This is a genomic window from Kitasatospora sp. NPDC088779 (assembly GCF_040685395.1).
Classification (GTDB): domain Bacteria; phylum Actinomycetota; class Actinomycetes; order Streptomycetales; family Streptomycetaceae; genus Kitasatospora.
Map to the genome: position 1 here is coordinate 1 of NZ_JBFBHW010000018.1, position 14,021 is coordinate 14,021.

Annotated in this window: 10 protein-coding genes; 4 read left to right on the top strand and 6 right to left on the bottom strand. The window is 73.8% G+C overall.

Annotated elements, in window-relative coordinates; all coding sequences use genetic code 11:
* Positions 1-197: 197 nt before the first annotated feature.
* Both AB0P03_RS18865 and AB0P03_RS18870 read right to left on the bottom strand, forming a co-directional pair.
* Positions 198-1,778, bottom strand: coding sequence for a hypothetical protein (locus AB0P03_RS18865; RefSeq protein ID WP_363588861.1), 1,581 nt, complete (start codon positions 1,776-1,778; stop codon positions 198-200).
* A gap of 153 nt (positions 1,779-1,931) precedes the next feature.
* Entirely contained in the window at positions 1,932-3,320 is a 1,389-nt protein-coding gene (locus AB0P03_RS18870) for a hypothetical protein (RefSeq protein ID WP_363629753.1), read from the bottom strand.
* A gap of 219 nt (positions 3,321-3,539) precedes the next feature.
* Here AB0P03_RS18870 and AB0P03_RS18875 point away from each other — a divergent pair, with 219 nt between their 5' ends.
* The gene (locus AB0P03_RS18875) at positions 3,540-4,451 is read left to right on the top strand and encodes a LysR family transcriptional regulator (RefSeq protein WP_363629755.1); all 912 of its coding nucleotides are present in this window, start codon (positions 3,540-3,542) and stop codon (positions 4,449-4,451) included.
* A 54-nt stretch (positions 4,452-4,505) separates the two neighbouring features.
* Here AB0P03_RS18875 and AB0P03_RS18880 read toward each other — a convergent pair whose 3' ends face one another.
* From AB0P03_RS18880 to AB0P03_RS18895, 4 genes are all read right to left on the bottom strand, one after another.
* Positions 4,506-5,192 carry a TetR/AcrR family transcriptional regulator C-terminal domain-containing protein gene (locus AB0P03_RS18880; RefSeq protein ID WP_363629757.1) on the bottom strand — a complete coding sequence of 229 codons (687 nt, stop codon included), beginning with the start codon at positions 5,190-5,192 and terminating at the stop codon, positions 4,506-4,508.
* Positions 5,189-6,415 (bottom strand): NAD(P)/FAD-dependent oxidoreductase, encoded by a 1,227-nt coding sequence (locus AB0P03_RS18885; protein WP_363629759.1) that lies wholly within the window; start codon positions 6,413-6,415, stop codon positions 5,189-5,191. Before AB0P03_RS18885 ends, AB0P03_RS18880 begins: the two co-directional genes overlap by 4 nt.
* 422 nt (positions 6,416-6,837) lie before the next feature.
* Complete coding sequence (locus AB0P03_RS18890; protein ID WP_363588871.1) at positions 6,838-8,574, bottom strand: serine/threonine-protein kinase; 1,737 nt, start codon at positions 8,572-8,574, stop codon at positions 6,838-6,840.
* Positions 8,575-8,720: 146 nt separating this feature from the next.
* The gene (locus AB0P03_RS18895; protein WP_363629760.1) at positions 8,721-9,866 is read right to left on the bottom strand and encodes a hypothetical protein; all 1,146 of its coding nucleotides are present in this window, start codon (positions 9,864-9,866) and stop codon (positions 8,721-8,723) included.
* 344 nt (positions 9,867-10,210) lie between these two features.
* Between AB0P03_RS18895 and AB0P03_RS18900 the strand changes: the two genes are divergently transcribed.
* The 3 genes from AB0P03_RS18900 (at position 10,211) to AB0P03_RS18910 (ending at position 14,020) form a co-directional block, all read left to right on the top strand.
* Entirely contained in the window at positions 10,211-10,732 is a 522-nt protein-coding gene (locus AB0P03_RS18900) for a hypothetical protein (RefSeq protein ID WP_363588875.1), read from the top strand.
* Between the two features lie 98 nt (positions 10,733-10,830).
* On the top strand, positions 10,831-11,760 hold the full coding sequence (locus AB0P03_RS18905; RefSeq protein ID WP_363629762.1) for a Gfo/Idh/MocA family oxidoreductase: 930 nt from the start codon (positions 10,831-10,833) through the stop codon (positions 11,758-11,760).
* A 355-nt stretch (positions 11,761-12,115) separates the two neighbouring features.
* Positions 12,116-14,020 carry an endonuclease/exonuclease/phosphatase family protein gene (locus AB0P03_RS18910; protein ID WP_363629764.1) on the top strand — a complete coding sequence of 635 codons (1,905 nt, stop codon included), beginning with the start codon at positions 12,116-12,118 and terminating at the stop codon, positions 14,018-14,020.
* Position 14,021 lies beyond the last annotated feature (1 nt).

Sequence of the window (14,021 nt, forward strand, 5' to 3'; positions counted from 1 at the left end):
GTCGGAGGCGACGACGAGGCCGAGGCGCTCGGTGAACAGGGTGGTGGCGGTGATGGCCGGCAGGTGCGCTCCGCGATCCGCCCCCACCGCACGGCCCACCAACCATCTGCCCCACCCTCCCGCTTCGGGGGCGGGACGCCGGCCCGGCCGACGTCCTGCCCCCGTACGCGGTTCACGGTGCGGGCGGCGGTTGACGGTCAGTCGTCGCTGTCCTGGTCCTGGCCTTGGTCCTGGTCCTGGTCGTCGCCCTGGTCGTCGCCGTGGCCGTGGTGCGCGGTGGCGCGGGCGAAGACCTGGGAGTCGGTGCTAGCCGGGCCGCCGGGGCCGGCGAGCAGGTTGCCGCTGGTCGAGCTGAACACCACCGTGCGGCCGCGGGCGTCCACGACCGGGTCGGTCGAGGAGCCGTTGCCGAGCGAGCCGTCCGCGGCGGTGGCGACCCGCTCGGTGCGGCCGGTGCGCAGGTCGTGGCGGTAGACGTCCCAGCCCGGGTGCTGCGGGCCCGCCACCAGGTTGTCGGCGGCGGAGGCGAAGTAGACCCAGCGGTTGTCGGCGGTGATCCGGGCGTGGTCGGAGGAGCCGACCGAGGTGGTGCCGGGCAGGCCGCCGCTGATCTTCGTCACGGTGCCCTTCCTGAGGTCCCGGACGTACAGCACGGTGTGGAACCGGTGGCCGCCGGTCGACCCGCCGGGCTCGGGCAGGGCGTAGATCGCGCGCCGCCCGTCGGGGCTGATCGTCGCGTCGAAGCTCGGGGCGCCGAGCTTGCCGTCGAGGTCGAGGCTGGCGGCGGAGATCCGGCCGGACTCCACGTCGTAGGTGTAGTAGGGGGCGGTCACCGGCCGGGCCAGGTTCGGCTGGGCCAGGCCCTTCTGCGCGCTGTGGGGCAGGGCCGGGGCGATGCCCGGGGCCAGCTCCACGTCGGCGGGGGCGGCGGCGCCCCCGGCGGCCGGGGCGGGGGTCTGGTCGGCGGGCAGCAGGTTGCCGGCCATGGAGGTGAAGCCGATGGTGCGGCCGTCCGCGCTGATCGTCGGGTGGAGGGACATGCCGTCGCCCGGCTTGCCGTCCACGCCGCGGGTCACCAGCTTGGTCTTCCCCGTCCAGCGGTCGGTGACGTAGATGTTGTAGTCCCAGGTGTAGGGCCTGGCCAGCGAGGGGGCGTCGCCCTGGAGGTCGGGGACGAGGTCCTTCCGGCTGGAGCCGAAGACCACGTAGCGGCCGTTCGCGCTGATCGAGGGCGCGTAGGAGGCGTGGAACTTGTCGGTGTCGGTGCCGGTGAGCCCGCCGCTGATCAGCTCGGTGCGGCCGGTCCTCCGGTCGCGGACGTACACCTCGTCGCGCCCCTGGACCTGCATGCCGGGCACCACGTTCTCGGCGTCGCTGTCGAAGGCGACGTAGCGGCCGTCGGCGTTGATCGCGACGTTGTCGGTGAAGCCGTTCAGCGCGCTGCCGTCGGCGGCCAGGTTGATCCGCTCGGTGCGGCCGGTCCTCAGGTCGCGGACGTAGGCGTCGCGGGCGCTCTTCGCGGGCTGGGACACCAGGTTCGTGGCCCAGGAGGTGAACAGGGCGTAGCGGCCGTCGGCGCTGATCGCCTGGCTCCACGACTGGTTGTCCGGCGCGGCGCCGTTCACCCCCACGCTGACCTGGACGGTGCCGCGCGGCGCCCGGTGGGCCCGGTCGGCCTGGGCGGGTGCGGCGGTCACGGCGAGTACGGCGGTGGCCGCGAGAATGCTGCCGCCGCCGGCCAGCCACCGGTTGCGGGTGGTACGGGTGCTGCGTGTCATGACGTCTGCCTCCCCGGGGGTCGCCCGGCCGGGCTCCCTCCCGGCGACGGGCTTTCGGGAGAGCCAATCGTCGGGAGGGCCGGTGGTCAACGCCCACGGGTGATCTCGGCCGAAAATACGTCAACGGACGTATGCGGCAGGGGAGTCAGGACGTCACAGGCGGCGCAGGAAGACGTCCAGGAAGGTGTTGGAGTCACCCGGCACCAGGTCGCCGTCCGAGGCGTCGAAGATCACCGTGTCGCCGGTGGCGTCCACGTACGGGCCGTAGGAGGAGGCGGTGCTCTGCCCGCCGCTCCGGGTGAGGCTGATCCGCTCGATCCGCCCGGTCCACAGGTCGCGGCGGAAGATGTCGCTGGCGGAGTTGGTGTCGTCGGGGACGAGGTTCTCGGCGGCGGAGTCGAAGTAGACCCAGCGGTCGTCGAGCGTCATGACGCCACCGGAGGAGGACCACTTGGCGGTGGTGCCCGGCAGGTCGGTGTTGACCTTGGTGATCTTGCCGGTGGCCAGCTCGTGGACGTACACGTCCATCCGGATGCCGTGGGCCGGGGCGGGCGCCCCGCCGATGAAGACCGGGAGGCTGTAGATCGCGTAGCGGCCGTCCGGGCTGACCCGGCCGTCGCGTCCGCCGTCGCTCAGCGCCCCGGTGTCGTCCAGGCTGGCGCCGGCGATCTTGCCGGTGCCGGCCTTCCAGACGTAGTACGGGTAGAACTTGGGCCCGGCCAGCTGGGGTGACCCGGCGCCCGGCGTCGGGTCGGCGGCCGGGGCCGGGGTGCCCGGGAGCAGGTTTCCGGCCCGGGAGCCGAAACCGACGGTCGAGCCGTCCGCACTGATCGTCGGGCTGAAGGAGTTGTTGTCGGCGCCCTCGCCCTCCGTGCCGGAGGTGACCAGCCGGGTGGTGTGCGTCCAGCGGTCGGTGACGTAGATGTTGTTCTTGCCGCGCTTCACGCCCGGGGCGAGGTCGGTGCGGCTGGAGGCGTAGGCGACGAAGCGGCCGTCCCAGCTGAGGGTGGGGCTGTCGGCGGTGCGGATGCTCTGGTCGTCGGTGCTCGCCGAGCCGGGGGCGGTGATCAGCTCGGTGCGGCCGGTCCAGCGGTCGCGGACGAAGACGTCGTTGCCGTGCTTCGGCTGGCCGGGCAGCACGTTGGTGGCGGCGGTGCTGAACGCCACGTACCGGCCGTCGCCGCTGATCGAGGCCTGGTTGGTGGCGGCGTCCAGCTTGGAGCCGTCGGCGGCGACGCTGACCCGCTCGACGTGCCCGTTGCGCAGGTCCCGCACGTAGACCTCGTCCGAGTTTGGGGTGCCGGCCCCGGGCAGCAGGTTGGTCGCGGTCGAGGTGAACAGCGCGGAGCGGCCGTCGGCGCTCAGCCCGAGCGCGGACGAGGTGCCGTCGAGCTGCTCGCCCTTGGGCCCCTCGCTCACCCGGGAGGTGTCGCCCTTGAGCGGCCGGGCCTCGGCGGCGGGCATCGCGGCCCCGGCCACGGCGGCGGCCACCAGGACGCCGGCGGTGCGGGCCAGCCAACGGCGGGTTCGTGCAGTGGTCATGGACATCCTCCCCTGATGACGGCACCGGGCCCTCGTCACCCCCGCGGCCCGGCTCGGGAAGAGCCAATCGTCGCCCGGGCCGGGTGGTCAACCGGGCGAAGCGATCTCGTCCGGAAATACGCCACCGGTCGTATCGCCCCTTACGCGGAACCGGGCCCGGACCCCGCCCCGGCTCCGGGCCCGGTCCGGCTGACTCCGGCACGCTGGCAGAATTGGCCTGTGATCGACGCCCGACGGCTGCGGACCCTGCGGGCCGTGGCGGACCACCGCACCGTGACCGCCGCGGCGGCTGCCCTCTACCTGACCCCTTCCGCCGTCTCCCAGCAGCTGGCCGCCCTGGAACAGGAGACCGGCCACCACCTGCTCGCCCGCGAGGGCCGGGGGGTGCGGCTGACCGCCGCCGGGGAGATCCTGCTCGGCCACGCCGACGCCGTGCTCGCCCAGCTGGAACGCGCCGAGGCCGACCTCGCCGCCTACAGCGCGGGCGTCTCCGGCGAGGTGACCGTCGCCTCCTTCGCCACCGGCATCGCGCTCGTCCTCGCCCCGGCGATCGGGCTGCTGGCCGCGCAGGCGCCCGGGGTGCGGCTCAAGGTGCTGGACGCGGAGGGCGACGCCAGCCTGCCGATGGTCCTCGACGGCCGGGCCGACCTCGCGGTGGCCGTCGAGTACCGGGGCGCCCCGCGCGCCGACGACGCCCGGCTCACCCGCGTCCCGCTGTACGCCGAGCCGTTCGAGGCGGTGCTGCCGCTCGGCCACCCGCTGGCCGCCGACGGCGCTCCGCTCGCCGTCGCGGCCCTGGCCGACGAACGGTGGATCGGCCCCTACCCGGGCAACCCCTGCCACGACGTCGTCCTGCTCGCCTGCGAGCACGCCGGCTTCCAGCCGCGCCTGGTGCACTCCTCCGACGACTTCCGGGCCGTCGTCGCCCTCGCCTCGGCGGGCGCCGGCGTCGCCCTCGTGCCGCGCTCGGCGCTGCGCGGCGTCGACCTCGGCCGGATCGCCGTCCGGCCGGTGGACAGCGAACTCGCCACCCGCCGGGTCTTCGCCGCCGTCCGGGCCGGCGCCGACGGGCACCCGCTGATCCGCCCGGTGCTGGACGCCCTCGCCGAGGCGGCCGCGGCGGGCGCCTGAGGGTCCGAGGTCGGGTGGGTCCGAGCTCGGGCGGGGCGCGGTGGGCGGCTGGGGTCAGGCGGGTCGGGGCGTCGTGCGCGTGCCGTTGACGACCGCCCGGAACATCCAGGACAGCCGGTCCTCCGGCGCCCCGGAGACCAGGTCGTCCCCGAGCGCGGCGATCCTCGGGTAGGTGGCGGCGGGCGCCGCGCGGAGCGCGTCGGTGAGCGCGGCCTGTTCCCGCTCCGCCTGCTCGCCCTGCCGGGCGGACTGCTCGGCGGCGGTGGCGGTGGCCACCTGGAGCAGCACGTCCACGCCCCAGGCCGCCTGCCCGTCCGGCACCCCGCCCTCGTGCAGCAGTACCAGGACCGCCTCCACCAGGGCCAGGTAGTGCGGCCCGGACGGCCTCGCCACCAGTGCGGCGTGGGCGAGCGCCGGGTGCCGGAGCAGCACCCCGGTGCAGGAGTCGAGGACGGCGGCCAACCGCTCGCGCCAGTCCCCGGCCGCCGTCACCGGGCTCAGGTCCACCTCCCCGAGGTACTCCTCCAGGATCGCGGCGTGCAGTTCCGCGGCGTTGGCCACGTACACGTACAGCGAGGCCGGCCCGGTGTCCAGCTCCTGGGCCAGCCGCCGCATGGTCACCCGTGGCAGGCCCTCCGCCTCCAGCACCCGTACGGCGGCGGCGACGATCGCCTCGTGGCTCAGCGCGGGCTTCGCCGGTCGCTCGCGGCGGCTGCGGGGTCGGGAGGGGGAGCTCGTCATACCGGCCAGCCTAGCGACCGTGTTCGTGACGAACTAGTTCGCCGAAACGGCGCCGCTGCTACCGGCCGGCCGGCCGGCGGGGCGGGCTGGTTCGGGGCGGCGAACTGGTCGAGCAGGCCCTGGAGGCCGTCGGGGCCGAACATCAGCTCCAGGCTGGCGGCGGAGGCGGCGGCCGAGGCCTCGCTGCGCGGGAAGAGGGCGTGCTCGTAGGTGGTCAGGGCGGCCTCGGGGTCGCCGGGGTGGTGGGCGAGGGCCTTGCCGAGTTCGGCGCCGTCGAGCATGGCGAGGTTGGCGCCCTCGCCGGCGAACGGGGACATCAGGTGGGCGGCGTCGCCGAGCAGGGTGACGCCGGGGGTGCGGTCCCAGCGGTGGCCGACGGGCAGGGCGTGGATCCGGCGCGGGACCAGGTCGCCGTCGGCATCGGCGAGCAGGGCCCGCAGGCCGTCGGCCCAGCCGTCGAAGCCGGCCAGCACGGCCGCCTTGGCGGTGTCGGGGGCGGTGGTGTCGATGCCGTCCAGCCAGTCCTCGCCGGCCCGGACGGCGGTGTAGACGTGGATGCTGCCGTCGCCCTCGCGGTGGGCGAGGAAGCCGCGACCCTCGGCCACGGAGAGGAAGAACCCGCCGCCGACCAGGGCGGCCGCCTCGGGGTGCCGGGTGTCCGCGTCGTGCAGGTCGGCCTCGACGAAGGAGATCCCGGTGTAGGTGGGCCGGGCGTCGGACAGCAGTGGCCGGATCCGGGACCACGCGCCGTCCGCCCCGACCAGCAGGTCCGTGGTGACGGCCGTGCCGTCGGCGAAGGCGACCTGGTGGCGGCCGTCGCCCAGCGCGTGGGCGCGGACCACCTTCCGGCCCCAGCGGACGGTGCCGGCGGGCAGGGAGTCCAGCAGCAGGTCGCGCAGGCGGCCCCGGTCGACCTCGGGGCGGCCGCCGGTGCCGTCGTCCTCCTGCTCCAACCGGACGGCGCCGTCCGGTCCCACCACCCGCAGGGCCTCGCCGCCCGCGTGGACCAGGGCCAGGAACCGGTCGTGCAGCCCGGCGTCGTGCAGGGCCTGCTGGCCGGAGTCGTCGTGGATGTCGAGCAGGCCGCCCTGGGTGCGGGCCTCGGGTGAGGGCTCCAGGTCGAAGACGGCGGCCCGGATGCCGTGGACGTGCAGGACCCGGGCGAGCACGAGGCCCCCGAGCCCGGCTCCGATGACGGCGACGGGAACGTGCTGGACGGTCATGGCCACTCCTTGGGTCGGTGTCGGTCCGTGTCGGTCGGCGTGGGTTCGCCTCCCGTTCCTCCACGGTAACGAACATGTTCGTAACGAACAAGTTCGTCTCCTGGAGCGGCCTACCGGACAACCGGGATCCCCCCGGACGGGAGCGTGAGAACTTCACGATCCGGACGTGGCGGGATCACTGGCGCGCCGCGAGACGAGGCGGGCAGCCTCGGTGCCGGAGAACCAGCTGACGGGAGGCCGTCGCCCTGGTCCACCCCTCGCAACTGCCCGGCCCCGGCGTCCCCGGCGTGCCCGGCGTGCCCGCGTACGTCGCCGACCACCCGCTCCCCGACACCACCCGCGCCGCCATCGACCGCACCAACTCCGCCCGGCTCTTCGCCGGGGCGGCGTTCCTCAAGTAGTGGCCGAAGGCCGTGGGGACCTCACTCCACGATCAGGTACCGCTGCGCGCTCGCCCCGCTGGCGCAGGTCCCGCCGTCGCAGCCGCCCTTGGCCTCGGTGAACGCGCTCCAGACGTAGATCCCGGGCGAGGGCGGGGTGTACAGGTAGGTCGACGCGTCCTGCCAGGGCATGTTCTGCCAGGTCCCGTCGGGCGACAGCACCGAGGCGTGGGAGGAGAAGCCGCTCGCCGTCCAGCTCAGCGAGACCGGCCGGCCGGCCTTGGCCACGGTCTGGTCCGCCGGGGCCAGCAGGCGGGGGACGGCCGGGGTGTCGTGCCCGGGGTCGGGCGTCGAGGAGCCCTTCGCCCTGACGAACAGGAACCGGTCCTCGGACCACGCGCTGCCGGTCTGTCCTTCGGCGGCGTTCGCGGTGCTCGCCTCCCACCGGTACAGCCCGGCGGCGGTGGGAGTGAACGTGCAGGCGGCGGAGCTCAGCCAGGCGGTGTAGCGGGGGGCGTCGTCGCCCAGCCCGGTGAAGACGCGCGACATCGCGGCGGCGTGGTCCCAGCTGAGCGTGACCGACTGGCCGAGCTCGATGACCGTCCGGTCGGCGGGCCCGGTGGGCTCGGGCGGGTGCGGAGTTCCCGCGGGCACGCTGGTCACCCTGGCCGGGGGCGCGGAGTCGGCCGGGGCGCCGCCGGACGGGAAGCAGTCCGGCGGCCCGGAGCCGCCGGTCATCACGAAGAGGCGGACGCAGACGGCGGCGGCGACGAGCACGAGGGCGAGCGGCACCGGCAGCCAGCGGAGCCGGTGCTTCCCGCCACCGGGCGGCGGGGCGTCGGGAGCCTGCCGGAGCTCGGTGACCGCCGTACGGGTGCGGTCGTTCGGGCCGTTCGGTGGCCCGATCGGCGGGGGTCCGGGGTGGGCCGGAGCCGCCCGCCGCTGCGCCGGAAGCCACGCCCCGGCGGGTGCGTCGTGCGCGGCCGGCCCGAACAGGTCCAGCAACTCGGCGGGGGTGGGCCGGTCGGCGGGATCGCGCGCCAGACAGGCGGCGATCGCCGGGCGCAGGGCCTGCGGGACGCCGCCGAGATCCGGCTCGGTGTGCAGGACCCGGTAGAGCATCACCTGCGCTGCACCGTGCCCGAACGGCGCGCACCCGGCAGCGTGGCAGAGCACGTGGCCGAGGCTGAACACGTCACAGGCCGGCCCGATCGCGCCGCCCGCGATCTGCTCAGGCGCCATGTAGCCGGGCGTGCCGACGACGACCTGGGTCCGGGTGATCGCGGTCCCGTCCAGCGCGCGGGCGATCCCGAAGTCGATGACGCGCGGCCCGTCGTCGGCGAGCAGCACGTTCGACGGCTTGAGGTCCCGGTGGATCAGGCCGACGGCGTGGATGGCGTCCAGCGCCTCGGCCAGCCCCGCCCCGAGGACGCGCAACGACGCTTCCGGCAGCGGGCCGTGGGCGGCGACCGCCTCGGCCAGGGACGGCCCCGGAACGTAGGCGGTGACCAGCCACGGCGGGTCACCGCCCGGGTCGGCGTCGACGACCTGGGCGGTGTGGAACCCGCCGACCCGCCGTACGGCCTCCAGCTCGTGGGCGAAGCGTCGCCGGAACTCCGGGTCGGCGGCGAGCTCCCGGTGCACGCACTTGACGGCGACCAGCCGACCGCCCGGCGAACGCCCGAGGTACACCACGCCCATCCCGCCGCTGCCCAGGCGCCCGAGCAGCCGGTACCGGCCGCCGACCGTCGTCGGGTCAGTGGCTCGTAACGCCTCCACGACACCCCCGGTGGGCCACCGCGCAGCAGCCGGTCCCGTCGACCGGACCCCCCGTGACGAACCCTCGCCTCATCCCAGCGCGTCGCGCGCGGGGCTGTCAATGCCGGCCGCCGAACACTCGGCGACCGGCGCCCCGGCGCGCGGCGTCAGATGCGCAGGGTCCGCAGGAAGCAGCCCGTGGCCGAGTCGCAGCCGGTGACGTAGAGCGAGTGGCCGTCCGGCCCGACGGAGAGGGCGTGCACGCGCCACTCGGGGACGGAGAGGGACACGCTCTGGTCGAACCGGTTCTCGCCCGGCACGAACGTGTACAGCGGGGTGGGGAGCCTGTACTCGGGGCCGCCGAGCAGGTAGACGCGACTGCCCTCGGCGTTCATCGCCGGGTGGTGGTACTCGAAGTAGCCGGAGCCGTACTTCATGAGGTAGCGCACCGTGTCCGTGCCCGTGTCGAGCCCGATGCCCACGGAGTAGGTGCGGACCGACCCGAGCGCGAGCAGGAAGGAGCCGTCCGGGGAGAGCGCCAGCTCGTCCTTGGCCCCGGGGTCGACGACCGTGGTGGTGCCGAGTCCGGTCCCGATGTCGAGGCGCAGCAGGTCGAGGTTGGTGCCCGCGTAGAGGTAGTTGCCGTCGGGCAGGACGGCGAGATCGTTGACCGTGTGGCCGGTGACCGCCGTCTGGTCGATGAACTCCTGGTCGCCGGTGGAGAATTCCAGGATCCGGCCCGGCTCCTCCTGCCCGGCGGGGCCTGAGGGACCGGACTGCCCGACGTAGAGGGTCTCGCCGTCCGGGTCGGTGGCCAGACTGGTCGCCGCGCCCGGGGTCCAGCCCGCCGGGAGCTGCTGCTCCGGCGCGGCGACGCGGGCCTTGACCGTGTTGGTCGCGGTGTCGATGACGTAGACGGCGGAGCCGACTCCGACGTACAGCCGGTGGCCGTCCGGGCTGAGGGCAGGCCGCCCGTAGGGTGCCGGGTCGCCGAGCGGGAGGCGGGCCGTCACCGTGCCGGTCTGCGTGTCGACGGTGGACAGGTACACGCCCTGGCGCCCGCCGACCACGTCCGTCAGCACGAGGTAGACCGTTCGGCCGTCCGGACTGACCGCCTCGGTGACCTTCTCCCAGGTGAATTCCGCGATCCGGACGGCCCACGGCACGCCGGCGACGGGGCCGTCGGGAACGCCGGAGGGGGCCGCCCCCGAGGCCCCCGAGACGCCCGCCCCACCGAGCAGCAGCGCCACCGCCGTCGCCGCCGAGACGGCCCAGCGGGATCCGCGCCGTAGCGCGCTTGCCGGAGTCCTCATCATGTCCTCCCCTTGTCGGCCGGTGCGCCGCGCCGGGCACCGGATGGATCGAAGCCTAGGTGATTCCATTGCCATCGAATGGGACAACTATTAAGTGGTGAAGGAGGGTTGGAAGATCCGGCAGTGGCTGGTGGGGTGTGCGGCGCCGGCCTGCCGGGACCGTCGTGCCCACCGGAAACCGTTCGACCGCCGTGCTTCCACCGCGAGCCGGCGGGAGGTCAACTGGCGCCCACCACCGGGTGAGTCCGTCTCCGTCGAATGAGAGAATCACCCCGGCCCGCGAATTCCGGCCCGCGAATTCCATTCCATGCGGCCGGAGTTACGACCCACCAAAGGAATCGCAGATGACCGACCTGCCGGCGCCCGCTCCCTTCACCACCGAGGACACCCTGTTCGGCGAGATCACCGTCCGCATCGAAGGCCAGCACCGGGTGACCGTCTCCGGGGATCGGATCCCCACCGCCGTCCTGGAGCGCGACCCGGGCAGCGAGCCGGACCCGCAGATCGCCATCGGCACCCGCGACACCGCCCACCTGACGCTGACCGTCGACGGCTCGCCGGTGCCGCTGCGGCCGGGCCGGGGCAAGCTCCGCCGGAAGTCCTACCGGGTCGAGACCACGTACGACGGCGCCGTCCACGTCCTCGTCCCGGACTCCATCCCCAGCAGTCGGCTCATGCGCGACGGCAAGCGCCTCGGCGACTTCTCCTGCGACGGCGACCAGATCGTCATCGTGGAGTGGCGGGACGGCGCCCCCGCCCGCCCCGCCGACGCCGCGATCGGGTACGTCCTCGCCTCCGCCTTCGGCACGGGCGGGCAGCCCACCTGGATGCTGGTGGTCGAAGGGGTCGCCGCCCTCATCCCCTGAGCCGCCGGGCCGGTCGCTCGCCGGCCCGGCGCCGTTGCGCGGGAGCGGGCGAATAGGGTGGGGCGGATGGTTTTCGGCGCATGAGTATGGAGATTCGTATGAGCTCGACCTCTGTTCCTGACGGCCTGCTCCCGGTCGGGGTGATCGGTCTCGGTGACATTGCGCAGAAGGCGTATCTGCCGGTCCTGGGCGGGTTGCCGGCGCTGGACCTGCGGTTGATGACCAGGGACGGGGCGAAGCTGGACCGGATCGGTGACGCGCACCGGATTGCGCCGGAGAATCGCTTCACCGATCTCGGGGAGTTGATCGGGAGCGGGATCCGGGCGGCGTTCGTGCACGCCGCGACCAGCCAGCACGTTCCGATCGTGGAGCAGCTGCTGACGGCCGGTGTCGACGTCTACGTCGACAAGCCGCTCGACTACACCGTCGACGGTGCCCGCCGGCTCGTCGACCTCGCCGACCGGACGGGCCGCTCGCTGATGGTCGGCTTCAACCGCCGGCACGCGCCCGGCTACGCCCAGGCCAAGGAGCGCCCCCGCGACCTGATCGTCCTGCAGAAGAACCGCGAGGGCCTCGCCGAGGCCGCCCGCTCCCTGGTGTTCGACGACTTCATCCACGTCGTCGACACCCTGCGCTTCCTGGCCCCCGGCGAGATCGAGCACGTCGACGTCCGCGCCCGCGTCCGGGACGGGCTGGTCGAGCACGTCGTCCTGACCCTCGGCGGGGACGGCTTCACGGCGCTCGGCATCATGAACCGGCTCTCCGGCTCGACGGAGGAGATCCTGGAGGTCTCCGGCGCCGACTCCAAGCGGGCGGTGCACAACCTCGCCGAGGTGATCGACCACCGCGGCCAGCCCACCGTCCGCCGGCGTGGTGACTGGGTGTCCGTCGCCCGCCAGCGCGGCATCGAGCAGTGCGTGCTGTCCTTCCTGGACGCCGTCCGGGCCGGCAAGACCCTGGACGCGCACGACGCGCTGCGCAGCCACGAGCTGTGCGAGCTGATCGTGGAGCGGATCGAGGCGGGCTGAGGGGACGTCGAGGCAGGTTGAAGGAGCGGGCTGAAGGGCCGGGCTGAAGGGATGGGGATAGGGGCGGGGGTAGGAGCAGGGGCAGGGGCGGACGCCGAAGCGGAACCAGAAGTTCACTGACGGGGTCTTGTCGCGTCATTTTCTACGCGCGTATCTTGGGGTCGCCGCGGGGGACGGGTGACCGGCTTCCGCTTCATCTACGCGGGTAGCGCGTGCCATGGGCACGCCGCCTGACCATGCGTCACGGCCCGGCGGCCGCAGACCCGCCGGGTGGACGACGCGCCCTGTGCCCCGCTCCACCCTCGACCGCCGTGCCACGACCGTGCCGCACGACGGAGCTAGGAGTCATGCCCCGGTGACCACCGCCCCCGCTCCCCGCCCCCGCCGGGCCCTGCTGCGCGCCGCGATCCTCCCGGCCGGACTGGCCGCCTCGCTGGTGCTCGTCCCGCTGCCGGCCGCGAACGCCGCGCCCACCGCCGCGAACGCCGCCACGAACGCGGCGAACGCCGCCGCCCCGGCCGGGCCGACCGAGGCCGGACCGCTGCGCATCCACGACATCCAGGGCACCACCCGGATCTCCCCGCAGGCCGGGAAGCCCGTCACCGGCGTGCCCGGCGTCGTCACCGGCGTGCGCGCCTACGGCAGCGCCAAGGGCTTCTGGATGCAGGACCCGAACCCCGACGCCGACCCGGCCACCAGCGAGGGCATCTTCGTCTACACCGGCGGCAACCCGACCGTGAAGGCCGGCGACTCGGTCCTGGTCAGCGGCAAGGTCACCGAGTACTACCCGAACTTCGCGGGCGGCTCGCAGTCCGTCACCGAGCTCACCGGCCCCGCCGTCACCGTGCTGTCCTCCGGCAACCCGCTGCCGGCCCCGGTGGTCGTCGACACCCGCAACATCCCCGGCACCTACGTCCCGCCGGCGCCCGAGGGCGGCAGCATCGACGCGCTGCCGCTCGACCCGGAGAAGTACGCCCTGGACTTCTACGAGTCGCTGGAGGGCATGCTCGTCCAGGTCAAGGACGTCCGGGTGATACAGGCGACGGACAAGTACAACGAGCTGTGGGTCGCCGCCGACCGGCAGGACCAGCGCAGCAAGCGCGGCGGCGTGCTGTACGAGTCGTACGCGGAGCCCAACGTGGGCCGCCTGATGGTGCAGCAGCAGGCGGCGGTCACCCCGCAGCAGCCGTTCCCGGTGGCCAACGTGGGCGACGTGCTGACCGGCACCACCACCGGCCCGCTGGACTACAACCAGTTCGGCGGCTACACCCTCGTCGCCGGCACCCTGGGCACGCTCCAGGACAACCACCTCCAGCGCGAGGTCACCGCCAAGGCGGCCGACCGTGAACTCGCCATCGCCACGTACAACGTGGAGAACCTGGCCCCCGGCAACCCGGACGCCAAGTTCGCCGAGCTGGCCCAGGGCATCGTCACCAACCTGCGCTCGCCCGACATCGTCGCCCTGGAGGAGATCCAGGACAACAATGGCGCCAAGAACGACGGCACGGTCGACGCGAGCCAGACCGTCGCCAAGTTCATCGCCGCGATCAAGGCGGCCGGCGGCCCGGCGTACGACTGGCGCTCGATCGACCCGCAGGACGGCAAGGACGGCGGCGAGCCGGGCGGCAACATCCGGCAGGTGTTCCTGTTCAACCCGCAGCGGGTCTCCTTCACCGACATCCCCGGCGGCGCCGCCAGTGCCGTGGACGTCGCCGGCAGCGGCGCCACCACCGCGCTGACCGCCTCGCCCGGCCGGATCGCCCCGACCGACGACGCGTGGACCAACAGCCGCAAGCCGCTGGTCGGACAGTTCTCCTTCCGCGGCAAGAAGGTCTTCGTCATCGCCAACCACTTCAACAGCAAGGGCGGCGACCAGGGCATCGACAGCCGCTTCCAGGCCCCCACCCGCAGCTCCGAGGTGCAGCGGGTCAAGCAGGCCACCATCGAGCAGGCCTTCGTCGCCAAGCTGCTGGCCGCCGACAAGGAGGCGCGCGTCGTCTCGCTCGGCGACTTCAACGACTACCAGTTCTCGCCCGCGCTGGCCGCGCTCACCAAGGACGGGGTGCTGCGCGACCTGGTGAATGAACTGCCGGAGACCGAGCAGTACTCGTACGTCTACCAGGGCAACTCGCAGGTGCTGGACCACATCCTGGTCAGCCCCGAGGTCGGCTACGCCAAGTACGACGTGGTGCACATCAACGCCGAGTTCGCCCAGCAGGCCAGCGACCACGACCCGCAGGTGGTCCGCATCAAGCCCTGAG